General features: G+C 72.6%; 23 protein-coding genes and 1 riboswitch. Of the genes, 14 read left to right on the top strand and 9 right to left on the bottom strand.

The genetic code is table 11. The features are described from left to right. Positions 1–14: 14 nt before the first annotated feature. The 3 genes from FB563_RS23050 (at position 15) to FB563_RS23040 (ending at position 2,996) form a co-directional block, all read left to right on the top strand. Positions 15–980: an N-acetylmuramoyl-L-alanine amidase gene (locus FB563_RS23050; protein WP_199832821.1), complete on the top strand. Its 966-nt coding sequence runs from the start codon at positions 15–17 to the stop codon at positions 978–980. Between the two features lie 83 nt (positions 981–1,063). Beyond that, positions 1,064–1,879, top strand: a complete 816-nt coding sequence (locus tag FB563_RS23045) for a DUF5336 domain-containing protein (protein ID WP_208766305.1) — start codon at positions 1,064–1,066, stop codon at positions 1,877–1,879. A gap of 106 nt (positions 1,880–1,985) precedes the next feature. Further along, the gene (locus FB563_RS23040; protein ID WP_055709413.1) at positions 1,986–2,996 is read left to right on the top strand and encodes an LLM class F420-dependent oxidoreductase; all 1,011 of its coding nucleotides are present in this window, start codon (positions 1,986–1,988) and stop codon (positions 2,994–2,996) included. Here the strand turns inward: FB563_RS23040 and FB563_RS23035 are convergent. Next, entirely contained in the window at positions 2,993–3,562 is a 570-nt protein-coding gene (locus FB563_RS23035) for a hypothetical protein (protein WP_055709412.1), read from the bottom strand. The genes FB563_RS23040 and FB563_RS23035 overlap by 4 nt on opposite strands. A 128-nt stretch (positions 3,563–3,690) precedes the next feature. On the opposite strand from FB563_RS23035, the gene FB563_RS23030 reads away from it, so the two are divergent. Next, the gene (locus tag FB563_RS23030; RefSeq protein ID WP_055709411.1) at positions 3,691–3,984 is read left to right on the top strand and encodes a hypothetical protein; all 294 of its coding nucleotides are present in this window, start codon (positions 3,691–3,693) and stop codon (positions 3,982–3,984) included. A gap of 9 nt (positions 3,985–3,993) precedes the next feature. Here FB563_RS23030 and FB563_RS23025 read toward each other — a convergent pair whose 3' ends face one another. The 3 genes from FB563_RS23025 to FB563_RS23015 are packed head-to-tail and all read right to left on the bottom strand — an operon-like array spanning position 3,994 to position 7,294. After that, positions 3,994–5,064, bottom strand: coding sequence for a prenyltransferase/squalene oxidase repeat-containing protein (locus FB563_RS23025; RefSeq protein ID WP_055709410.1), 1,071 nt, complete (start codon positions 5,062–5,064; stop codon positions 3,994–3,996). Continuing rightward, entirely contained in the window at positions 5,061–5,807 is a 747-nt protein-coding gene (locus tag FB563_RS23020) for a class I SAM-dependent methyltransferase (RefSeq protein WP_055709409.1), read from the bottom strand. The genes FB563_RS23025 and FB563_RS23020 overlap by 4 nt, the downstream gene beginning before the upstream one ends. Next, positions 5,801–7,294: a glycosyltransferase family 4 protein gene (locus FB563_RS23015; RefSeq protein WP_055709408.1), complete on the bottom strand. Its 1,494-nt coding sequence runs from the start codon at positions 7,292–7,294 to the stop codon at positions 5,801–5,803. Before FB563_RS23015 ends, FB563_RS23020 begins: the two co-directional genes overlap by 7 nt. Positions 7,295–7,525: 231 nt before the next feature. On the opposite strand from FB563_RS23015, the gene FB563_RS23010 reads away from it, so the two are divergent. Then, positions 7,526–8,155: a TetR family transcriptional regulator gene (locus FB563_RS23010; RefSeq protein WP_055709415.1), complete on the top strand. Its 630-nt coding sequence runs from the start codon at positions 7,526–7,528 to the stop codon at positions 8,153–8,155. Here the strand turns inward: FB563_RS23010 and FB563_RS23005 are convergent. From FB563_RS23005 to FB563_RS22995, 3 genes are all read right to left on the bottom strand, one after another. Beyond that, the gene (locus FB563_RS23005; protein ID WP_055709407.1) at positions 8,152–9,012 is read right to left on the bottom strand and encodes a tetratricopeptide repeat protein; all 861 of its coding nucleotides are present in this window, start codon (positions 9,010–9,012) and stop codon (positions 8,152–8,154) included. The genes FB563_RS23010 and FB563_RS23005 overlap by 4 nt on opposite strands. 61 nt (positions 9,013–9,073) lie before the next feature. Then, entirely contained in the window at positions 9,074–9,307 is a 234-nt protein-coding gene (locus tag FB563_RS23000) for a ferredoxin (RefSeq protein WP_055709406.1), read from the bottom strand. A gap of 3 nt (positions 9,308–9,310) precedes the next feature. Beyond that, complete coding sequence (locus FB563_RS22995; protein ID WP_055709405.1) at positions 9,311–10,762, bottom strand: aldehyde dehydrogenase; 1,452 nt, start codon at positions 10,760–10,762, stop codon at positions 9,311–9,313. Positions 10,763–10,874: 112 nt separating this feature from the next. On the opposite strand from FB563_RS22995, the gene FB563_RS22990 reads away from it, so the two are divergent. Then, a complete protein-coding gene (locus FB563_RS22990) occupies positions 10,875–11,906 on the top strand; it encodes a Strvi_7410 family MBL fold metallo-hydrolase (RefSeq protein WP_055709404.1) in 1,032 nt (343 codons plus the stop codon). A 50-nt stretch (positions 11,907–11,956) separates the two neighbouring features. Further along, positions 11,957–12,409 carry a nuclear transport factor 2 family protein gene (locus FB563_RS22985; RefSeq protein ID WP_055709403.1) on the top strand — a complete coding sequence of 151 codons (453 nt, stop codon included), beginning with the start codon at positions 11,957–11,959 and terminating at the stop codon, positions 12,407–12,409. Here the strand turns inward: FB563_RS22985 and FB563_RS22980 are convergent. After that, on the bottom strand, positions 12,406–13,086 hold the full coding sequence (locus FB563_RS22980; RefSeq protein ID WP_055709402.1) for a phosphotransferase family protein: 681 nt from the start codon (positions 13,084–13,086) through the stop codon (positions 12,406–12,408). The genes FB563_RS22985 and FB563_RS22980 overlap by 4 nt on opposite strands. Positions 13,087–13,185: 99 nt before the next feature. After that, a riboswitch (cobalamin riboswitch) is annotated at positions 13,186–13,256 on the top strand. Positions 13,257–13,387: 131 nt separating this feature from the next. Between FB563_RS22980 and FB563_RS22975 the strand changes: the two genes are divergently transcribed. The 6 genes from FB563_RS22975 (at position 13,388) to FB563_RS22950 (ending at position 19,743) form a co-directional block, all read left to right on the top strand. Beyond that, on the top strand, positions 13,388–14,599 hold the full coding sequence (locus FB563_RS22975) for an SCO2321 family membrane protein (protein WP_055709401.1): 1,212 nt from the start codon (positions 13,388–13,390) through the stop codon (positions 14,597–14,599). Then, positions 14,596–15,240, top strand: a complete 645-nt coding sequence (locus tag FB563_RS22970) for an SCO2322 family protein (protein WP_055709400.1) — start codon at positions 14,596–14,598, stop codon at positions 15,238–15,240. Before FB563_RS22975 ends, FB563_RS22970 begins: the two co-directional genes overlap by 4 nt. Next, on the top strand, positions 15,230–16,345 hold the full coding sequence (locus FB563_RS22965) for a CbiQ family ECF transporter T component (RefSeq protein WP_107100767.1): 1,116 nt from the start codon (positions 15,230–15,232) through the stop codon (positions 16,343–16,345). Before FB563_RS22970 ends, FB563_RS22965 begins: the two co-directional genes overlap by 11 nt. Then, positions 16,342–18,102, top strand: a complete 1,761-nt coding sequence (locus tag FB563_RS22960; RefSeq protein WP_142218867.1) for an ABC transporter ATP-binding protein — start codon at positions 16,342–16,344, stop codon at positions 18,100–18,102. The genes FB563_RS22965 and FB563_RS22960 overlap by 4 nt, the downstream gene beginning before the upstream one ends. A gap of 23 nt (positions 18,103–18,125) precedes the next feature. Then, positions 18,126–18,965: an ECF transporter S component gene (locus FB563_RS22955; protein WP_055709813.1), complete on the top strand. Its 840-nt coding sequence runs from the start codon at positions 18,126–18,128 to the stop codon at positions 18,963–18,965. A 364-nt stretch (positions 18,966–19,329) separates the two neighbouring features. Further along, positions 19,330–19,743 carry an aggregation-promoting factor C-terminal-like domain-containing protein gene (locus FB563_RS22950; protein ID WP_142218866.1) on the top strand — a complete coding sequence of 138 codons (414 nt, stop codon included), beginning with the start codon at positions 19,330–19,332 and terminating at the stop codon, positions 19,741–19,743. A 180-nt stretch (positions 19,744–19,923) separates the two neighbouring features. Here FB563_RS22950 and FB563_RS22945 read toward each other — a convergent pair whose 3' ends face one another. Then, positions 19,924–21,159, bottom strand: coding sequence for a cytochrome P450 (locus FB563_RS22945; protein ID WP_055710217.1), 1,236 nt, complete (start codon positions 21,157–21,159; stop codon positions 19,924–19,926). Between the two features lie 237 nt (positions 21,160–21,396). On the opposite strand from FB563_RS22945, the gene FB563_RS22940 reads away from it, so the two are divergent. Continuing rightward, complete coding sequence (locus tag FB563_RS22940) at positions 21,397–22,566, top strand: steroid 3-ketoacyl-CoA thiolase (protein ID WP_142218865.1); 1,170 nt, start codon at positions 21,397–21,399, stop codon at positions 22,564–22,566. Positions 22,567–22,633: the final 67 nt, after the last annotated feature.

The raw sequence follows: 22,633 nt of genomic DNA, 5'->3' as shown, positions 1-22,633 counted from the left end.
TTAGAGTCGCAGACGTGTCGTACCTAGGCCCGGAGTTCGATTCCCCGCAGCCGCGCCGGTCCCGCCGCGGCCCGCTGACCGTGGCGCTCGCCGCGCTGGTGCCCGGTGCGCTGCTCGGCTGGGTGGTGTACGAGGCGGTGGGCGGCGGTGGCGACGGCGGAGGCCGTACGGCCTCGGCCGCTCAGGCGTCCGGTACGTCCGGCGCGCCCTCCCCGTCCGCTCGTTCCGCCTCCGTCTCCCCGTCCGCCCCGCCTTCCGCGACGGACGACGGCAAGCGGCCCTCGGGGGGTTCCGCGTCCGGCCCGCTCAAGGGCAGGGTCGTCGTCATCGACGCCGGGCACAACCCGGGCAACTTCCAGCACACGGCCGAGATCAACCGCAAGGTGGACATCGGCACCAACTGGAAGGAGTGCGACACCACCGGGACGTCCACCAACGACGGTTACACCGAGGCCCGGTTCACCCTGGACGTCGCACACCGGCTGCGCACCCTGCTGGAGCAGCAGGGCGCCACGGTGAAGCTGACCCACGACGGCGACAGCCCGGCCTGGGGGCCGTGCGTCGACGAACGGGCCCGGATCGGCAACGAGGCGCACGCGGACGCGGCGATCTCCATCCACGCCGACGGCTCGGCGGAGGGCAACCGCGGCTTCCACGTCATCCTGCCGGGGGCCGTGCACGCCGGTGCCGCCGACACCCGGCCGATCGTCGGACCCTCGCACGACCTCGGCGCGCGCATCGCCGGCAACTTCCTGCGTGACACCGGTGAACCGCCGTCCAATTACGTCGGCGACGGAACCGGTCTCGTCACACGTACGGACCTGGGCGGTCTCAATCTGTCAACGGTTCCGAAGGTGTTCATCGAGTGCGGCAACATGCGCGATAGCAAGGACGCGGCACTGCTGACCAGCGGCGCCTGGCGGCAACGGGCGGCGCAAGGGATCTCTGAGGGAATCGTGAGTTTCCTGCACGCGTCGTGACCGGCGGGCGGAACCGACCGGACAGCCGGATCTTGCGGACGGTAGTGTCTACCGACGACGAGACGACTCACGAAGGACCTGAAGTGAATATCCGCTCCCTCACTAGAGGCGACGGCGTGGTGATCGGAGCAGCGGTGGTGCTGTTCATCGCCTCGTTCCTCGACACATTCGACACCGACGGCAGTGACATCCCCAACGCCTGGGACAATCTCGGCCTGGTGATGAGCATGTATGTCGGCGGCATCATCGGGGCGGTCCTCATCATCGTCGCCCGAGCGCTTCCGCAGCCCCGCAAGGTCGTCGGCCTCGACCTCGGGCAGGTGGGCGTCGCCTTCACGATCCTCGCCGCGTGGACCTCGTTCTGGACGATCATCGACCCGCTGGGCGCGTTCAGCGACGAGTTGGGCAGCTCGAAGGTCGGTGCCGGGTCCGGCCTCATCCTCGGCCTCATCGCCGCTCTCCTCCTGGCCGCCGCGGCCATCGCCACCCCCCTCGTCCCCGCCCTCCAGGCCGCCCTGCTCCCGGCCCCCAAGCCGGTCGCCCCGATGCCCTACGGCGCCCAGCCGCCCGGTGGTTACGGCTACCCGGGTGCCCAGCCGCAGCCGGGCCAGCCGTACGGGGCCCAGCCGCAGCCGGGTCAGCCGTTCGGGGCCCAGCCGCCTGCCGCACAGGGGGCTCCGGCAGGGGCGCAGCCGCCCGCGGACTTCTCGCCGTTCTGGTTCGCCGTGCCGGTGACCCGCCCGCTGTTCGCGGAGGACGGCTCGCCGACCCCGATCGCCGAACTGGCGCCGGGCACCTGGTACCTGGCCGTCGAGCAGCGCGGTGCCGCGCTGGTGGCGCAGACCCAGGACGGCCGCCGCGGCGTCCTCCAGGACACCTCCGGCATCCAGCGCGGCTGAGCCCCGCGACCCCGCCGCAGCCGGCCCCTCGCCCTTCCGGGCGGGGGGCCGTTGTCGTACAGTCGCCTCCCGGCAGTGAACTGACGATCCGTCAGGAGGCAGGCGTATGCGGCTCGGTCTGGCACTCGGGTACTGGGGACGCGGCCCGGACGCCGGTCATGTGCCGCTCGCCCGGGAGGCGGAGCGGCTCGGATATCACTCGGTGTGGACGGCGGAGTCCTGGGGCTCGGACGCCTTCACCCCGCTGACCTGGATCGCCGCACACACCTCGACGATCGGGCTGGGGACGGCCGTTGCCCAGATGGCCGCCCGCTCTCCGGCCACCACCGCGATGCACGCGCTCACCCTGGACCACTTGTCCGGGGGGCGGATGATGCTCGGGCTCGGGCTGTCCGGGCCGCAGGTGGTGGAGGGCTGGTACGGCCGCCCGTTCCCGGTGTCACCGCTGACCGCGACCCGGGAGTACGTGGAGGTCGTACGGCAGGTGCTGCGGCGCGAGGCGCCGGTGGAGGTCGACGGGCGGTTCCATCCCCTGCCGTACCGGGGACCGGACGGCACCGGGCTCGGCAAGCCGCTCAAGCCGATCACCCATCCCCTGCGGGCCGATCTGCCCGTCCTCCTCGGCGCCGAGGGGCCGAAGAACGTGGCGCAGACGGTCCGTATCGCCGACGGCTGGCTGCCGCTGTACTGGGCGCCGAGCCGGCCGGAGGTGTACGGGGACGTGGTGCGGGGGCTGCCGGAGGGGTTCGTGGTGGCACCGATGGCCCGGGTGAAGGTGTGCGACGACGTGGCCGAGGGGCTGCTGCCCGTGAAGGCCATGCTCGGCTTCTACATCGGCGGGATGGGCCACGCCGCCCGCAACTTCCACGCCGACCTCATGGCGCGCATGGGCTACGAGAAGGAGGCGCGGCGGATCCAGGAGCTGTTCCTGGCGGGACGGCGGGAGGAGGCCGTGCTGGCCGTACCGGACGCCTTCGCCGACGAGATCTCGCTGGTCGGCCCGCGCGAACGCATCGCCGAGCGCTTGGACTTGTGGCGCGCGGGCCCGGTGACCGACCTGCTGGCCCTGTCACCGGACCCCCACACCCTCAGGGTGCTGGCGGAGCTGAACTCCTAGCCGCCCTGGGAGAGCTGGGACGACGACGGCACCTGCTCCTTGACCGGGGCGCCGGCGCCCGCGCCCGCGTCCTTGACCTTGTTGATGACGTCGTTGAAGGAACCGGCCGCGTTCCCGTCGCCGCTGCGCAGCTTGGCGGGCAGGTTCTTCAGGCCCTCGATGGCGGTGTTGAGCGGGGCGAGCGCCTTGGACAGCAAGGGGTCGCCCTGGGCGTTACGGACGGCCGCCTTGAGCCGGTTGTAGGTGAACGCACCGGCCAGACCGGCCTTCACCAGGGTCAGCTTGCGGCCGTGGGCGCCCTTCTTGAACTTGCCGGCCTTCCACGGCTTCACGATCCACTGGTAGGTCGCGCCCGCCGCGAGGCCCGCGTTCGCCACGAAGCGGGCCTTGGCGAACTTCTGCCGTTCGGCGGAGGTCGTCGGGCTGGGGGTGGCGGCGGGGGCGGCCTGGACCGCCGCGGTGTCCTTGGTACTGGTCTTCTCGCTGCTGCCGCAGGCGGTGGAACCGGCCAGCAGGGCGCAGCACACGGTGAGCGCCACCACGAGGCGCCGTATCGGTACGGGCACGGGGTCCTCCGGACGTGTCCTCCCCGAGCGGTCTGCTTCCTCCAGCAGCCTCACCCGGGACGGCCGGGTACGCCACTCGGCCGCCGCCGTTCGGGTTTCACCGCGCGCCGCCCGGCAATCCGGAAGGTATGTCCCCTCGATATCGCAACAGCGCGAATCAGGCCGGGACGGTCATCGCGGTCGTCGCCGACATCATGGCGTTGATCCTCGGCCTGTGGATCCTGATGTACCTGCTGGACGCCAACCGCGCGAACAGCCTGGTCCAGTTCATCCACCACGCCGCCGCCTGGCTGGCGGGCTGGTCTCACGACCTGTTCACCTTCAACGAGGCCTGGGCGAGGGTGGTGGCCGGTTACGGCCTGGCCGCCGTGGTCTACCTGTTCGTGGGCCACGCCATCGCCAACCGGATACACCGGCACTGAGCCCGCGGGCTAGCCGCAGCAGTCGGGGTCCAGGCCCGTCGGCAGGTACTCCCCGCCGAAGACCGCGCAGGTCGCCTCGTGGCCGCCCAGCGCCGCGACGGCGAGGAGCAGGGAGCCGGCCGTCCACGTGGTGAGTTCGCGCGGCCAGATCGCGTCGTCCTCGAAGACGTAGCCCGTCCAGTACAGGCCGCTCTCCGGCTCGCGCAGGTGCTGGATGGACTGCAGGATCGCCAGGGCGCGGTCCGACTCCCCCACCGCCCACAGGGCCAGGGCGAGTTCGCTGGACTCGCCGCCGGTGACCCACGGGTTGGGCACCACGCAGCGCACGCCGGCGCCGGGTACGACGAAACGGTCCCAGGACCCCTCTATGCGGGCCTTGGCCTCCTCGCCGGTCAGCGCGCCGCCGAGGACCGGGTAGTACCAGTCCATCGAGTAGCGGTCCTTGTCGAGGAAGCGCTCGGGGTGCCGGCGGATCGCGTGCCGGAGGCCTCCGACCGCCAACTCCCAGTCGGGCTGCGGCTCCTCGCGCTGCTCGGCGATGGCGAGCGCGCAGCGCAGCGCGTGGTGGATGGAGGAGCTGCCGGTGAGCAGGGCGTCCGCGGTGGGCGTGCCGTCGTCCTCGCGCCGCCAGCCGATCTGGCCGCCGGGCTGCTGCAGGGCGAGCACCCACTCCATGGCCGCGTAGACGGTCGGCCACATGCGGTCCAGGAAGGTGTCGTCACCGGTGGAGAGATAGTGGTGCCACACGCCCACGGCTATGTAGGCGACGAAGTTCGACTCGCGGGCGCGGTCGGTGACGTCGTCGTGGGCGCCGTCGGCGTAGGCGGCGTACCAGGAGCCGTCCTCGTTCTGGTGCCGGGCCAGCCAGTCGTACGCCCGTTCGGCGGCCTCGTGCTCGCCGGCCGCGTCCAGGGCCATCGCGGCCTCGGTGTGGTCCCAGGGGTCCAGGTGGTGCCCGCGGAACCAGGGGATCGCGCCGTCCTCCCGCTGTACGGCGAGGATGCCGCGGACGGTGGCGGCAGCCTGCTCGGCGGTGAGGACCCCGGGCAGGACGAGGTGTTCTGTCCGGGGGGTGGTCACTTGGCGGCCGCCTCGTCGTCAAGCCGCGGCAGGTGCGGCTTGGTCGCGTAGACCACGAAGCTCTTGCCGATGAGCGGGTTCAGCGCCTGCTCGGCGACCCGGGTGGCGAGCGGCTTCTTCATGATGTCCCAGACCAGCAGCTTGTGGTAAGCGCGCACCGGCAGCGCCTTGTCGTTGTCGACGCCGAACGCGCACTTCAGCCACCAGTACGGCGAGTGCAGCGCGTGCGCGTGGTGACTGCCGTACGGCTTCAGGCCCGCCTCGCGGATCTTCGCCACGAGTTCGTCGGCCTTGTAGATGCGGATGTGGCCGCCCTCGACCTCGTGGTAGGCGTCGGACAGCGCCCAGCAGACCTTCTCGGGCCCGTAGCGCGGCACGGTGACGGCGATACGGCCGCCCGGCTTGAGCACGCGGACCATCTCGGCGAGCACGCCCTTGTCGTCGGGGATGTGCTCCATCACCTCGGAGATGATGACGACGTCGAAGGACTCGTCCGGGAAGGGCAGGGCGAGCGCGTCGCCCTCCATGGCGGTGGCGGTGGCGCCCTGGGGTGCCTCCCCGGCCTCCTTCATCGCCGCGAACCACTTGGCGACCTCGCGGATCTCCTCGCCGTTCTGGTCCAGGGCCACGACCTGGGCCCCGCGCCGGTAACACTCGAAGGCGTGCCGGCCGGCCCCGCAGCCGAGGTCCAGGACTCGGTCGCCCGGGGCGAGCGGGAACCGGGAGAAGTCGACGGTCAGCACGTGGCCCTGCTTTCGGAGGAGACGCCTGCAACACTGGCCGAGCTCGCGGAGGCGACACTCGGTACGGCCGCCGCGCAGCGGCCGGGGGTCTGGGCCGCGGTGGGGGTTCCGCCGCGCGAGCCTGTGGGAGCGTGGGGGCGGCCGGGGTCCACGGAACGGGCCTCGCGGCCGGGGCCCGTGAGGCGGCCGGCGCGGGCGATGGCCTCCCGGTAGTGGGCCACCGTGCCCTCCGCGGCGCGGGCCCAGGTGAAGTTCCGCAGCACCCGCTCCCGGCCCGCGCGGCCGAGCCGCACCCGAAGCTCCGGGTCGCCGAGCAGCCGCCCCAGCCCGGCGGCCAGGGCGCCCGCGTCGCCGGGCGGCACCGCGAGGCAGGTCTCGCCGTCGCGGCCGGCGACCTCGGGGATCGCGCCGCCGGTCGTGGCGAGAAGGGGGGTACCGGTGGCCATGGCCTCGGCGGCGGGCAGCGAGAAGCCCTCGTACAGCGAGGGCACGCAGGCGACCTCGGCCGAGCGGATCAGGTCGACCAGTTCGGCGTCGGAGATGCCCTTGACGAACTCGACGGCTCCTTCGAGGCCGTACCGCTCGATCGCCGCCGCGACCGGCCCCTCCTCGGGGCGCTTGCCGACGACGACGAGATGGGCGGCCGGGTGCTCGGTGCGCACCTTGGCCAGCGCCTCCACCAGGAACACCAGCCCCTTGAGCGGCACATCGGCGCTGGAGGTGGTGACGATCCGGCCCGGCACCTCGGGCACGGCCGGATTCGGCGCGAACAGATCGGTGTCGGCGCCGATGTGGACGACATGGACGCGGTCGTCGCGGACGCCGAGGTGGTCGACGATCTCCTGCTTGGAGCTGCCGGAGACGGTGAGGACCGAGGGCAGCCGGCGCGAGACGCGCTTCTGCATGCGGGTGAAGGCGTACCAGCGGCGGACCGAGTACCGGCGCTGCCAGCCCTCGGCCGCGTCGAGCTCCAGCTGCCGGTCGACGGTGATGGGGTGGTGGATCGTGGTCACCAGGGGCGCGCCGATGTCACCCAGCAGGCCGTAGCCGAGGGTCTGGTTGTCGTGCACGACGTCGAACTCGCCGCGCCGGGCGCGCAGATGACGGCGGGCGCGCAGCGAGAAGGTCAGCGGCTCGGGAAAGCCGCCGGTCCACATCGTCGCGACTTCCAGGGCGTCGATCCAGTCCCGGTACTCGTCCCGCCCCGGGGTGCGGAAGGGGTCGGGCTGGCGGTAGAGGTCGAGGCTGGGCAGCTCGGTGAGGGTGAGCCGGGGGTAGCCCTCGTCGAGGACGGGGTACGGCTGCGAGCCGATGACCTCCACCCGGTGGCCGAGCCGGGCCAGCTCACGCGAGAGATGCCGTACGTAGACGCCTTGGCCGCCGCAGAACGGGTTCCCTTTATAGGTGAGGAGCGCGATGTCGAGCGGTCGCTCGCCGTCGGCAGCGGGGTCCTGATCGACGCCCGCCACACGGGCCTCAGCGGTCACTCCGTGCCCCCTTCTGCCTGCACTGTCCCGCGACACTACGCCGGGACGCTAATCTAGAACAAGTTTCAGACTTGATCGTTCAAGAGGCTCTGAATCTACCGGCAGGTAGGGGCACTGTGAGCAGTGGATCAGGTGATTCGCGCCACGGCGCGGCGCCCTGCCATGCTGGATGATCACGTGCCCCACAGACGCCTTCACCGACTGTCACGGACGGGACCCATGCCTGCGGACATGCCTGCGGAATCCAAGGTGGAAGCCGGTACGGTCCGGCCCGCCTCGTCGCCGCTCACCGAGCGCCAGGAGGCCCGCCGCCGCCGGATCCTGCACGCGAGCGCCCAGCTGGCCAGCCGGGGCGGTTTCGACGCCGTGCAGATGCGTGAGGTCGCCGAGTCCTCGCAGGTGGCCCTCGGCACGCTGTACCGCTACTTCCCCTCGAAGATCCACCTTCTGGTCGCCACCATGCAGGACCAGCTGGAGCACATGCACGGCACCCTGCGGAAGAAGCCCCCCGCGGGTGACACGGCCGCCGAGCGCGTGGCGGAGACCCTGATGCGGGCCTTCCGCGCCCTGCAGCGCGAGCCGCACCTGGCCGACGCGATGGTCCGCGCGCTGACCTTCGCCGACCGCAGTGTCTCGCCGGAGGTCGACCAGGTCTCGCGCCAGACGACGCTGATCATCCTGGACGCGATGGGCCTGGAGAACCCCACCCCCGAGCAGCTCTCGGCGGTCCGCGTCATCGAGCACACCTGGCACTCGGCCCTGATCACCTGGCTCTCCGGCCGCGCCTCCATCGCCCAGGTGAAGATCGACATCGAGACGGTGTGCCGGTTGATCGACCTGACGGAGCCGGGCGCGTCCTAGGCCGGCGCCAGGTCGGTCCAGGCACGGCCGGCGGGGGTCTGGGCGACCCACTCGCCCAGCAACCGGCGGGCCTCCTCCTCCGGGGCCGCAAGGGACACCTGCTGGGCACCCCCGTGGGTGGTCCGCGCGTGCTCCAGCGTGCCCTCGCTGCAGCACGCGCACAGCAGCTCGAAGCCGCTCGCCGGCTCGGCGCCGTAGTCCGCGGCCAGGAACAGCTCCACCAGCGCCTCGACGTCGGCCGGCCGGGCCGCGTCCACCGTGACCGTGAGGGTGGGCAGGGCGGAGGCCTCGAAGAGGAGGAGTTCGTCGAAGACGGGGAACTCCCGGCCGTCGACGATCCGGGTGCCCTTCGGTTCACCGTCGTGCACGACGATCTCGCCGAAGCGGCGGCCCACGGTCACCGGCACGTTCATGACCCGGCCCCGGGTCGGGCACAGGCGGTCGATCCAGACGACCTCGCGCTCACCTCCCGTGTCCAGCCGCACGCATGCCGCGCCGAACCGGCCGTCGATCACGCCCTCGCCGGGCGGGAGTTCGATGCCGAAGCCGGTCCAGGCATCGCGTGCGGTCGCCCAGTCGCGCTGGATCGTCGCCGCGATGCCGAGGTTCCAGTACGCGGGGTCGCCCTCGCCGCGCGGGGAACGGGCGGCGGCCTGGCGCCCGAGCTCGTACGCCTTCGCCCAGTTCCGCAGGAACTTGTGGGCGAGCGCGGCGTCGTACCACCACACCGCGCTCGGCTTCTCGTCCGGGTAGTGCGCGAGCACCCGCTCGTAGAGGTCGGCCGCGCGCAGCCACTCCTCGGCCTGCCACGCCTCCCGCGCCCGCTCGACCAGCTCGACCGCCTCGGACCTGTCCACGTTTCCCCGCCCTGCTCGTTCCATCGAGACCGCAGGAGGGTAGCGCGGGCCACCGACACCTCTACTCCTCGGGCGGGAACACCGCCTCCCCGCTCCCCAGCAGGGTGATCACGATCGCCTCCACGGGGCAGCTCTCGGCCGCCGTCAGGGCCGGCTCGCTCGCGTCGGTGTCGGGGTCCACCGGGTGGGACTGGCGGGCGGAGTCGAGACGGAAGTGGTCCGGGGCGTGGTGGAGGCACTGGGCCGAGCCGATGCACACCGACCGGTCGACCTCGACGTGCCAGCGGTCGCCCATGGCCTACGCCCCCGCCGGCAGGTGGATCATCTTGTGCTCGAGGTAGGCGCCGTACCCCTCCGGGCCGAACTCCCGCCCGAGCCCTGAGTTCTTGTAGCCGCCGAACGGGCCCAGCATGTCCAGGCTGAAGGTGTTGACCGAGTAGGTGCCGGTGCGGACCTGCCGCGCCACGTCGACGCCGTGCTCGACGTCGGCCGTCCACACGCTGCCGGACAGGCCGTAGTCCGAGTCGTTGGCGATCTTCACGGCCTCCTGCTCGTCGCCGTACGGGAGCAGGCAGATGACCGGGCCGAAGATCTCCTCGCGGGCGATCCGCATGGAGTTGTCCACGTCTCCGAAGAGGGTCGGTTCGACGTACCAGCCGCGGTCGAGCCCCGCCGGGCGGCCGCCGCCGGTGAGGACCTTGGCGCCCTCCTCCTGGCCGATGCGGATGTAGTCGAGGTTGCGCTGCTGCTGGCGGCGGGCGACCAGCGGGCCGACCTGGGTCGCCGGGTCCAGCGGGTCGCCGACCTTCAGCGCGCCGGCCGCTGCCGCGAAGGCGTCGGCGAACTCGTCGTAGCGGGCGCGCGGGACGAGGATGCGGGTCTGGGCCACGCACGCCTGCCCGTTGTTCATCCAGGCCGCCGGGACGATGCCGGCCACCGCCGTCTGCACGTCCGCGTCGGGCAGGACGACCGCCGCCGACTTCCCGCCCAGCTCCAGCGTGACCCGGGTGAGGTTGCGCGCGGCGACCTCCATGACCCGCTTGCCGGCCGCGACCGAGCCGGTGAAGGAGATCTTGTCGACGCCGGGGTGGCCCACCAGGTACTCGCTGACCTCGCGGTCGGCGGGGAGGATGGAGAGCACGCCCTCGGGCAGACCCGCCTCCCGCGCGATCTCCCCCAACAGGTACGCGTCCAGCGGGGACTCCGGGGACGGCTTCAGTACGACCGTGCAGCCGGCCAGCAGCGCGGGCGCGAGCTTGGCGGCGGCGACGAACTGCGGGACGTTCCAGGGGACCACGGCCGCGACCACACCGACCGGTTCGCGGCGCACGAGGATCGGCCCGAGGACGCCGTCCCGGCGCTCTTCGTACGTGTAGTCCCGCGCGACCCTGATCGCGGCGTCCCACACCATCATCGCGCCGAGCGCCTGGGCGAGGACGCTCCAGGAGTAGGGGGAACCGTTCTGCGAGGAGATCACCCGGGCGATCTCCTCGTGCCGGGCGGCGATGCCGTCCTTGATGCGGGTGACGACCTCGATCCGCTCCTCAAGGCTCGCCCGCGGCCACGGCCCCTCGTCGAAGGCCCGGCGAGCGACGGCCACGGCCCGGTCCACGTCCTGCCGCGAGGCGTGCGGCACCCGGCCGATGACCTCCTCGGTGTGCGGGGAGATCACCTCGATCACGTCCTTGCCGAGGGGCTCGGTCAACTCCCCGCCGATGAACAGCTGTCCGTGTTCCACGAGCTCGGTCATGGCCGACTGCCTCCCACCGCACCGCACGTTTCTGACGCTGTTTCAGAACTGATATCAGTTCTAGTTATAGTGGGCAATGGCCGTGTGCCGCGTGCCGTGGGGCGGAGGACAGATGGTGACGACGTTCGAGCACGGCGGGGGCGTACGGTCCGTGGCGGTGCCCATTCCGGACAACCCCCTCGGGCACACGCTGGTCTACGTCGTGGCGACCGACCGCGGCCCGGTGCTGGTCGACACCGGCTGGGACGATCCGGCGTCCTGGGACACCCTCGTGGCGGGACTGGCCGCCTGCGGTACGGCGGCGGAGGAGGTGTACGGCGTCGTCATCACGCACCACCACCCCGACCACCACGGTCTGTCGGCCAGGGTGCGCGAGGCCTCCGGTGCCTGGGTGGCGATGCACGCCGCCGACACCGCGGTCGTCCGGCGCACCCGGGAGGCCCGGCCGGAGCGGTGGTTCAGCTACATGAGCGCGAAACTCGCGGCCGCCGGCGCACCGGAGGAACACCTGGCGCCACTGCGTGCCCCGCGTACCCCACGCGCCCTGCCCGGCCTCTCCCCCGCCCTGCCGGACCGGGAGATCGTCCCCGGCGAGCTCCTCGACCTGCCCGGCCGCAGGCTGCGCGCGATCTGGACCCCGGGCCACACTCCGGGCCACGTCTGCCTGCACCTGGAGGAGGAGCATCCGGACCGCCGGCTTCCGGGGCACGGGAGGCTGTTCAGCGGGGACCACCTCCTGCCGCGGATCACCCCGCACATCGGCCTGTACGAGGACCCGGACGACGCGACCGTCACCGACCCCCTCGGCGACTACCTCGACTCCCTGGAGCGGATCGGCCGCCTGGCACCCGCCGAGGTCCTGCCCGCGCACCAGCACGCCTTCACCGACGCGCCGGGCCGGGTAAGGGAGTTGCTCGCACACCACGAGGAGCGTCTGGCCGGCCTGCTCGCCCTGCTCGCCGAGCCGCTCACCCCCTGGCAGCTGGCCGAGCGCATGGAGTGGAACCGGCCCTGGGCCGAGATTCCCTACGGTTCCCGGAACATCGCCGTCTCGGAGGCCGAGTCCCATCTGCGCCGGCTGGTCAAGCAGGGCCGGGCGGAGCCGGTGGCCGGGAGCGAGCCGGTGGCCTACGTGGCGGTGTGAAGCGGTCCACATGAGTGGCCTCGTACGCGACGGCCCTGTTACATCGGCTCATGAACCTCGTCGACGCACTGCTCGCCCAGCACGCCTGCGAACACGTCATCCTGCACTTCGTCCGCCGCCTCGACCTCGGTGAACCGGCCGACGTGGCCGACCTGTTCACCGAGGACGGCGTCTGGGAGTGGCCGCCGCCGGGGGACGGGCGCAGGATCGAGGGCCGGGAGGCGCTCCGCGCGTACTTCGGCTCCCGCCCCGCCGACCGGCTCTCCCGCCGTCTGATGTCCAATGTGCTGGTCACGATCACCGGCCCGGGCTCGGCGAGCGCCACCTCGTACTTCACGACGTACCGCGTCGACGGATACGAGGGAGGCGGCCCCGTTCCCGCCGGGCCGCCCGTCCAGGTGGGTCACTACGAGGACACCTTCCGCCGGGTCGACGGCACGTGGCTGATCGCCTCCCGCACCCTGCACCTGCCCTTCGGCGGCGACACCCCGAGGGCCGGCTAGCGGACGGCGGGCCCTTGCGCCACCCTGCGTATCAACCGCTCGGCGTCCGCGAGGAGTTCGACCTCGCGGGCCGTCATCGTCGGATTGGCCGCTCTGCGCCTGCGCGCCTCCGCCAGCCCCTCCTCCGTCAGGTCCGACGGGTCGGCCAGCAGAGCCGCCAGCAGGTCGTGGGCCGGACCGGCCGGCGGGGTGTCGTCCACGGCGACCTGGGCGAGGATCACCGCCGACATGCCCCAGTCCAGCCCGGGGTCGCCGTCCTCGGTGTTGGACCAGTCGATCACGCGGGGGCCGTCCGGGGTGAGCATCACGTTGTCGGGGTGCAGGTCGAGGTGGAGCACGCGGGCCCGCGGGTCGGCCGGGTTCCGGCCCGGTACGGCGTGCAGTCGCCGTAGCAGGGAGGCGAGCAGGGCGCCCGCCTCCGCCGCGTCGGCCCGCCCCTCGCTGAGGGCGGTCAGCAGGGTCGGGCCGGACAGGCGTTCCAGCACCAGGTCGGTGCGTGAGCCGGTGGGCCGTACCCGGGGCACCGGATAGCCGTGTTGCCGGACGTGCGCCATCACGGCCCCCTGGGCCGCCGCGTCCCCCCAGCCGTCCCGGTCCCGGCGCAGCACCCAGGCGTCGTCGATCTCGTACACGTCGGCCGAGCGGCCCGCGCCCAGCAGCCTCCCCGTCTCCGTCACGACCGTGACCCTAGTCACCGCACCCCCGTGCGCACAGCCACTCCTCAGCCCGCGCGGGACGGCCGGTAAAGTGGCGGCGTCGTCATCACACCCGTACGGGGGAAAGCCGGTGCAATTCCGGCGCTGACCCGCAGCCGTGAGCCGCCCTGAGGTAGCGAGCCGGAATGCCCCGGACGGACGTTGACCGGCTCGCGTGCGTCGGCGGTCCGCCGCGCACGGCACCGTCGAGGTTTACGGAGCCGAGCCGCCCGGGGGTCTCCCGTGCGCTGCCGGTTCCCCGCAGGAGAGGCAGTCGCCGACCATGAACGTCCGCCGCAGTGCCGCGGCTCTCGCCGCCATAGGCGTGCTGGCCGCCGCCGCGCCCGCCACGGCCGCCGGCCAGTCCCCTTCCCCCTCTCCCAAGGTCGCGATCCCCTCCGGGCTGTACGGAAAGTCCGACCCGACCTACGACGGCGTGTGGCGCCAGTCGCTGACGCTCGTCGCCCAGCGGACCCTCGGCTACCGGCCCGCGGCGCAGGCCGTGGACTGGCTCACCGGCCAGCAGTGCGCGAACGGCGCCTTCGCCGCGTTCCGCGCCGCCCCCGCCAGGGCCTGCGACGGCAAGGTCATGGTGGACACCAACAGCACGGCCGCCGCCGTGCAGGCCCTGAAGGCGGCCGGCGGGCACGACGACGCCGTCGGCAGGGCCGTGACGTGGCTGAAGTCCGTGCAGAACAAGGACGGCGGCTGGGGCTACTCGCCGGGCGGGGCCAGTGACACCAACTCCACCTCCGTCGTCATCGGCGCACTGACGGCGGTGGGTACGGATCCGGCGGACGTCCGCACGTCGGGCAGGTCCCCGTACGACCTGCTGGCCGCCATGTCCCTGCCCTGCGACCAGGACGGCGGCGGTGCCCTCGCCTTCCAGCCGGACAAGAAGGGCAAGCCGGCCGCCAACGCGGACGCCACGGCCGCCGGGGTGCTCGGCGCGCTCGGCAAGGGGTTCGTGGCCCAGGCCGGCAGGGCGCCCGCCGAGGACGCGTGCACCAAGGGCGGCCGTCCCGCGCAGATCGCCGACAACGCCGGCGCCTATCTGGCCGCGGCCGTGGCCAGGACGGGGCACCTGCAGTCCGCCCTGCCCGGCGCCAAGGACCAGCCGGACTTCGGCAACACCGCGGACACGGTCGTGGCGCTCGCCGCGGACGGGCGGATCGGGCAGGCGAAGAAGGCGTACGGCTGGCTGGAGAAGAACGCCGGGCCCTGGGCGGCGCAGAGCGGCCCGGCGGCCTACGCCCAGCTGATCCTCGCCGCGCACGCGGTCGGCGCGCAGCCCGGTGACTTCGGCGGCACCAGCCTGGTCCGGTCCCTCAACGCGCTCGGCCCCCTCCCGCAGATGGCGGCGACCGGGCACCAGCAGGAGACCAAGTCCGACGGCGGCTCCGGCTTCGGCGTCTGGTGGTTCGTCGGTGTCTGCCTCGTCGCGGGCATCGGCATCGGCTTCCTGCTCAGCGGCCGGAAGAAGCGGCAGCCGTGAGGGCCGTCCGCCGCGCCGCGAGCCTGCTGTGCGCCGCGCTCGTCGTGCTGGCCGGGGCGGGTCAGGCGCAGGCCACCGGTTACCGCTACTGGTCCTTCTGGGAGCGGTCGGGCGGGCGCTGGACGTACGCCACGCAGGGCCCGTCGACCGCCCGTCCCGGCGACGGCGCCGTGGAGGGGTTCCGCTTCGCGGTGAGCGCGGACTCGGCGGACGCGAGCCGGCCGCGCGGGGCGGCGGACTTCGGCGCGATCTGTGCGGGGACGCCCGCCAAGGACGGTACCAAGCGGGTGGCGGTCGTCCTCGACTTCGGCACCCCCGCGGACGCGCCGTCCGGCGAGACACCGCCGGCCCGCCGCACGGCCTGCGCGAGGATCCCGGCCGACGCGACGACCGCCGACGCCCTGGCGGCCGTCGCCCCGCCCCTGCGCTACGACACCAACGCCCTGCTGTGCGCGATCGCCGGGTATCCGAAGAGGGGGTGCGGGGAACAGGTTTCGGCCTCCGCCGGGAAGAAGTCGCCGCAGAGGAGCGGCGGTTCGGGCAGCGGACCTTCCCTGGGACTGCCGATCGGTGCGGGGGTGGTCGCCCTGCTGGCGGGGGCGGCGGTGTGGCAGGCACGGCGGCGACGCCATGCCGGGTGACAGCGGGGATCGGTCCGTGCGCACCCGTGGGCAGACCGTTCACCCCGGTGCCTGGTGGCTGTGGGCGTTGAGTCTCGGCACCGCCGCCACCCGCACCACCAACCCCCTCCTGCTCGCCCTCCTCGTCTCGGCCTCCGCCTACGTCGTGGCGACGCACGGCACCGACACCCCCGCCGCCCGCGCCTATCCGGCCTTCGCCAAGCTGGCCCTCGCCGTGCTGCTCGTCCGCCTCCTCTTCGCGGTGGCGCTGGGCTCACCGGTCCCCGGCACGCACACCCTCCTCACGCTTCCCGAGGTCCCCCTCCCCCACTGGGCACAGGGCATACGCCTGGGCGGACAGGTGACGGCGGAGGCGCTCGTCTTCGCCGCCTACGACGGCCTCAAGCTGGCCACCCTCCTGGTCTGCGTCGGCGCCGCGAACGCGCTCGCCAGTCCCGCCCGCCTGCTGAAGTCCCTCCCCGGCGCCCTGTACGAGACCGGCGTCGCCGTGGTCGTCGCGCTCACCTTCGCCCCGCACCTGATCGCCGACGTCCAGCGGCTGCGCGCCGCCCGGCGCCTGCGCGGCCGGCCGGACCGGGGCCTGCGCGGCCTGCTCCAGGTCGGACTGCCGGTGCTGGAGGGCGCGTTGGAGCGCTCGGTCGCGCTCGCCGCCGCGATGGAGGCCCGGGGTTACGGCCGTACCGCCGTGGTCCCCGCCCGCATCCGCCGTACGACGGCCGCGCTCACCCTGGGCGGCCTGCTCGGCGTGTGCGCGGGGACGTACGGGCTGCTCACCGCGGAGGGCGGCACCTACGGCGTCCCGCTGTTGCTCGCCGGTGCCGTCGCCGCCCTCGCGGGCCTGCGCCTGGGCGGCCGGCGTTCGCTGCGCACCCGGTACCGACCGGACCCCTGGGACGTACGGGCCTGGCTGGTCACCGGCTCCGGCGCCGCGGTCGCCGCGCTGCTCGGCCTGGCCTCCGCCCGCGACCCGGAGGCACTGCACCCGGGCGTCGTGCCCCTCGTCGCGCCCACCCTCCCCCTGTGGCCGGCCGCTGCGATCCTCCTCGCCCTGCTGCCCGCCTTCGCCGTACGCAAGGACCCACCGGACCCCAAGGAGCCGTCGTGATCCGCTTCGAGGATGTCAGCGTGACCTACGACGGTGCGGCCGAACCCACCGTCCGGGGCGTCGGCTTCGAGGTGCCGGAGGGCGAACTCGTGCTGCTCGTCGGCCCGTCCGGGGTCGGCAAGTCGACCGTGCTCGGCGCGGTGAGCGGGCTGGTGCCGCACTTCACCGGCGGTACCCTGCGCGGCCGGGTCACGGTGGCGGGCCGGGACACCCGCACCCACAAGCCGCGCGAACTCGCCGACGTGGTGGGCACGGTGGGCCAGGATCCGCTCGCCCACTTCGTCACCGACACCGTGGAGGACGAACTCGCCTACGGCATGGAGTCGTTGGGCCTCGCACCGGAGGTCATGCGGCGCCGCGTCGAGGAGACCCTGGACCTGCTGGGCCTGGCCGGACTGCGCGACCGCCCGATCGCCACGCTCTCCGGTGGCCAGCGCCAGCGCGTCGCGATCGGCTCCGTCCTCACCCCGCACCCGCGGGTACTGGTCCTCGACGAGCCGACCTCGGCCCTGGACCCGGCCGCGGCGGAGGAGGTCCTGGCGGTGCTCCAGCGCCTGGTGCACGACCTCGGTACGACGATCCTGATGGCCGAACACCGTCTTGAGCGGGTCCTGCACTACGCCGACCGGGTTGTGCTCCTCCCGGCTCCGGGAGAGCCGCCGCTCGTCGGCACCCCGCCGGAGGTGATGGCCGTCTCCCCCGTCTTCCCCCCGGTGGTGGACCTGGGCCGCCTGGCAGGCTGGTCGCCGCTCCCCCTGACGGTGAGAGACGCCCGCCGCCAAGCCAGTCCCCTACGCGAACGCCTGGCCGCATCCGCCGCCGCGGGCACTCGTGGCACCGCGGCTGAGGGCGCGTCAGGGCTGGTCGCGCCCCCGCGGCGGAGCCGCGTATCGACACGGCCCGTGCCCCTTCAGGGCGCTGCCGCGGTAGCTGCGGGCAGTCGTGCCGCCGGGCGCCGCTTCCGGTTCCGTCGCCCTCCCGCCCCCACCCCGCACACCCCGCAACCGCACATCGCCGAGGCCCGCTCCCTCTCCGTACGCCGCTCCCGCATCGACGCCCTGCGGCACGTGAACCTCACCGTCGCCCCCGGCGAGACCATCGCCCTCATGGGCCGCAACGGCGCCGGAAAGTCCACCCTCCTCCATGCGCTCGTCGGCCTGGTGGCGCCCAGCGCGGGCAGCGTCCGGGTCGGCGGGGCCGAACCGCACCGCACCGCGCCCCCCGCCCTTGTGCGCCGCGTCGGCCTCGTCCCGCAGGAACCGCGGGACCTCCTCTACGCCGACACGGTCGCCGAGGAGTGCGCGGCGGCCGATCGGGACGCGGGAGCCGAGCCGGGGACCTGCCGGGCGCTGGTGTCCGAGCTGTTGCCGGGGATCACGGACGGCACCCACCCCCGTGACCTGTCCGAGGGGCAGTGTCTGACGCTCGCCCTGGCCGTCGTGCTGACCGCCCGGCCGCCCCTGCTGCTGCTCGACGAGCCGACCCGCGGCCTGGACTACGGGGCCAAGGCCCGCCTGGTGACCGTACTGCGCGGCCTCGCCGCCGAGGGGCACGCGATCGTGCTGGCCACGCATGACGTGGAGCTGGCGGCCGAGATCGCGCACCGGGTGGTGCTGCTGGCGGAGGGAGAGGTCATAGCCGACGGGCCGACGGCGCACATCGTCGTCTCCTCGCCCTCGTTCGCGCCGCAGGTGACGAAGATCCTCGCCCCGCAGCAGTGGCTCACCGTGGCCCACGTGCGCGAGGCCCTGGCATGAGCCCGACGAGTCCCCTCAATCCCATGAGCCCTGTGAAACACCCACGCCCCGCCCGGCTGCACGCCGTCCGTCTCGGCCCCCGCTCGCTCGCCGCGCTGGCCCTGGCCGGCGCGGTCGGGGTGGCGGCCTTCGGCTGGCCCTTCCTCGCTCCGCCCGCCTCGCAGCTGAGCGCGCACGCCCAGGACGCGCCCTGGCTCTTCGCCGGTCTGCTGTTGCTGCTGGTCGCGGTCGTGGCGGCGACGATCTCGGAGTCGGATCTCGGGCCGAAGGCCGTGGCCATGCTGGGCGTGCTGGCCGCGACGGGGGCGGCGCTGCGTCCGATCGGCGCGGGTACGGCGGGCATCGAGCCGATGTTCTTCCTGATGGTGCTCAGCGGGCGGGTGCTGGGGCCCGGCTTCGGCTTCTCTCTGGGCTCGGTGACGATGTTCGCGTCCGCCCTGCTGACGGGCGGGGTCGGCCCGTGGCTGCCGTTCCAGATGCTGTCGATGGGCTGGTTCACGATGGGTGCCGGGCTGCTCCCGGGCCCGGTCCGGCTGCGCGGCCGGGCCGAATCACTGCTCCTCGCGGCCTACGGCTTCCTCGCCGCCTTCGCCTACGGCACGGTCATGAATCTGGCCGGCTGGCCGTTCATGGGCGGTGCCGCCTCGGACATCTCCTTCGACGCCCATGCCTCCGTCGCCGCCAACCTGGCCCGTTTCGTGGCCTACTGCCTGGCCACCTCGCTCGGCTGGGACCTGGGCCGGGCCCTGTGCACGGTCGTGCTGACCCTCGTCCTCGGCCCGGCCGTGCTGCGCGCGCTGCGCCGGGCCACACGGCGGGCCGCCTTCGAGACGGCGGTCACATTCGACGGCCCCGGGGCGTGACGGGCGGCACAGCGAACGGTCTCGCTCCGCGAGGGGCCGTATGCGCGCCGTGAGCGAGACGGTGAAGCACCCCACATGACGCAGGTCACCTACGACCCATGGCCGTAGTGCCAAATGTCCGATACCTCCCTTAGTGCACCCCGCCTGACCTGCACTTTGAGACCCACGCCACAGAGGCGACGTTTCCCCTCCATCCGGCCACAACTAGTAAAAGGGGTCATTGCGGACGGCTTTCCGGGCTGCTTCTCTGGACGACGTCGCCAGGCGCCACGAGCCCACAGGGCCGAGGCGCCGACGCATGCGGCCACAGCGCGTGGTCCGTCCCATGCGGGCGATCCCCTGTCCCCGACGCAAGAGGTACTCCGTGTCCGTCTCCTTCATCCGCCGCATCGCTTCCCCGAAGAAGGCCCTCACCGTCGCCGCCGTGGCCGCCGCCACCGCCGGCATGGCCCTGACCGCGGCGCCCGCCCAGGCCGCCCCCGCGTCGGCCTCCTCCGCCCAGGCGATCGCGCACAAGATGATCCCGGACGCCGCGCAGTTCAACGCGTTCAACAAGATCGTCTCCCACGAGAGCGGCTGGAACCCCTCCGCCACCAACAGCTCCACGGGCGCCTACGGTCTGGTCCAGGCCCTGCCGGCCTCGAAGATGGCCTCCGCCGGTTCCGACTGGAAGACCAACCCGGCCACGCAGATCAAGTGGGGCCTGGACTACATGAAGTCCCGCTACGGCAGCCCGGTGAAGGCCTGGAACTTCTGGCAGGCCAACGGCTGGTACTGAGCCGTCCCGGCGCCAAGCGTCCGCACCCTCGCCCCCGCCGGGCGAGGGTGCGCTCGCATGTCCGGGCACCGTCTTCCGGTCACGAGTGAGCCGTACGGGCCTGCAGACCTCGGGGGAGGCAGGAACGGGGCGTTGGGGTAGGGGTGCTCCTGCCTCCCTCGGGGTGGGCCGACCCGGGGGTCAGCCGGTGGTGACCTGGAGTTCCTTGACGCCGTTGATCCAGGCCGAGCGCAGCCGCCGGGGCGGGTCGGCCGCCCGCAGGCCGGGCATGGCGTCGGCGATCGCGTTGAAGATCAGGTCGATCTCCAGGACCGCCAGGGACTTGCCGAGGCAGTAGTGGGGCCCGCCACCGCCGAACCCGAGGTGGGGGTTGGGGTCGCGGGTGATGTCGAAGGCGTCGGGGTCGGCGAAGACCTCCGGGTCGTGGTTGGCGGAGGCGTAGAACAGCCCGACGCGATCGCCCTCGCGGATCCGGACCCCGCCCAGTTCCGTGTCCTGTGTGGCCGTCCGCTGGAAGGCGTTGACCGGGGTCGCCCAGCGCACGATCTCCTCGGCCGTCGTCCCGGGCCGCTCCCGCTTGAACAACTCCCACTGCCCGGGATGGGTCAGGAACGCGTGCATCCCGTGCGTGATGGCGTTCCGCGTGGTCTCGTTCCCGGCCACCGCCAGCATGAGCACGAAGAACCCGAACTCGTCGGAGTTCAGGTTGCCCTCGTCCTCCGCCGCGACGAGGGTCGTGACGATGTCGTGGGCGGGGCACTTCTTCCGCTCGGCGGCCATGTTCATCGCGTAGGCGATGATCTCGGCGGCCGACTGGGCGCCGACCTCCTCGGTGATGGCGTACTCGGGATCGTCGTACGCGATCATCTTGTTGGACCAGTCGAAGATCTTGGACCGGTCCTCCTGGGGTACGCCGATCAGCTCGGCGATGGCCTGCAGGGGCAGTTCGCAGGCGACCTCGGTGACGAAGTCGAAGGGCCCGGAGCGGGCGCGGGCAGCGGCGACGATCGCCTCGGCGCGCTCCCGCAGCCGCTGCTCCAGAGCACGTATGGAACGTGGCGTGAAGCCGCGCTGCACGATCTGCCGCACCCGCGTATGTTCCGGAGGATCCATGTTGAGCAGGATCAGCCGCTGGGCGTCGATCGCGTCGCGCTCGATGTGCTCGTTGAAGCGGATGATCGCGGTGTTGACGGTGGAGGAGAAGAGTTCGGGGTGCGTGGAGACGTACCTGACGTCCGCGTGCCGGGTCACGGCCCAGTAGCCGGTGTCGGCGAAGCCCGCTATGCCGCGCGGTTGCGGGATCCAGCGGACCGGCTCGGTGCGGCGCAGCTCGGCGAACTCCGGGAGGGGCACACGGTGGTGCAGCAGGTCGGGGTCGGTGAAGTCGAACCCGTCGGGCAGCGCGGGACAGTGCATCGGTCGGCTCCCGTCGTGAAGTCCTGACGGCCCATCAGCGAGTGCCGTGAACGTAGTAACGGGTTCTACAAGTCGCAAGAGGTACGGCACCGCCAATCCGTGCGGAATTCGTGCAGATCGCGCCTTCGTCAGCTGCAAGACCCTTGCGGTGATGGACATCACGTCAGCAGACTGCTGGACAGAACTAGAACGCGTACTAGTTCTGGAGGAGAGCCCTCTCGGAGAGGACCCGCACCCATGGCCGCCGAACCCGTGATCGTCGAAGCCGTACGCACCCCCATCGGCAAGCGCGGCGGAGCGCTCGCCAACCTGCACCCCGCCTATCTCCTGGGCGAGACCTACCGTGAACTCCTCGGCCGCACCGGTATTCCCGCCGACGCGGTCGAGCAGATCGTCGGCGGCACGGTCACCCACGCCGGCGAACAGTCCATGAACCCCGCGCGCACGGCCTGGCTGACCATGGGGCTGCCGTACGAGACGGCGGCCACGACGGTCGACTGCCAGTGCGGCTCCTCCCAGCAGGCCTCGCACATGGTGGCCAACATGGTCGCCGGGGGCGTGATCGACGTCGGCATCAGCTGCGGGGTCGAGGCGATGAGCCGGGTCCCGCTGGGCTCCGGCTCCAAGCACGGTCCCGGCAAGCCGTTCCCGGACGAGTGGAACGTCGACCTGCCGAATCAGTTCGAGGCCGCGGAGCGGATCGCCCGGCACCGGGGCCTGACCCGGGAGAACGTCGACGCGCTGGGCTTGCTGTCCCAGGAGCGGGCGGCGCTGGCCTGGGCGGAGGAACGCTTCAAGCGCGAGACGTTCGCGGTCCAGGTCCCGACCACCGAGGAGGAGCAGTACGCCGGTCAGGGCATGTGGCGGCTGGTCGACAAGGACGAGGGCCTGCGGGACACGTCCATGGAGGCGCTGGCCGGCCTGAAGCCGGTGATGCCGACGGCCGTCCACACGGCGGGCAACTCCTCGCAGATCTCGGACGGCGCGGCGGCGATCATGTGGGCGTCCAAGCGGATGGCGCGGGCGCTGAAGTTGAAGGCGAGGGCAAGGATCGTCGCCCAGGCCCTGGTGGGCGCAGACCCGCACTTCCACCTGGACGGCCCGATCGACGCGACGAGCGCGGTGCTGGGCAAGGCGGGGATGTCCTTGAAGGACATCGACCTGATCGAGATCAACGAGGCCTTCGCGTCCGTCGTGTTGAGCTGGGCCCAGGTCTTCGAACAGGACCTGGACAAGGTCAACGTCAACGGCGGCGCGATCGCACTGGGCCACCCGGTAGGAGCGACCGGCGCCCGCCTCATCACCACCGCCCTGCACGAACTGGAGCGCACGGACAAGGAGTTCGCCCTGATCACGATGTGCGCGGGCGGCGGACTGGCCACCGGGACGATCATTCAACGGCTGTAGCCGGGGCCCAGGAGGGGTGGCGGGGGGATGGGCAGGCTCGGGCCAACCCCCCGACCGCCGAACGGAC

This window comes from Streptomyces puniciscabiei (assembly GCF_006715785.1).
Classification (GTDB): Bacteria; Actinomycetota; Actinomycetes; order Streptomycetales; family Streptomycetaceae; genus Streptomyces; species Streptomyces puniciscabiei.
This window is presented reverse-complemented; position numbering and strand designations above follow the sequence as displayed.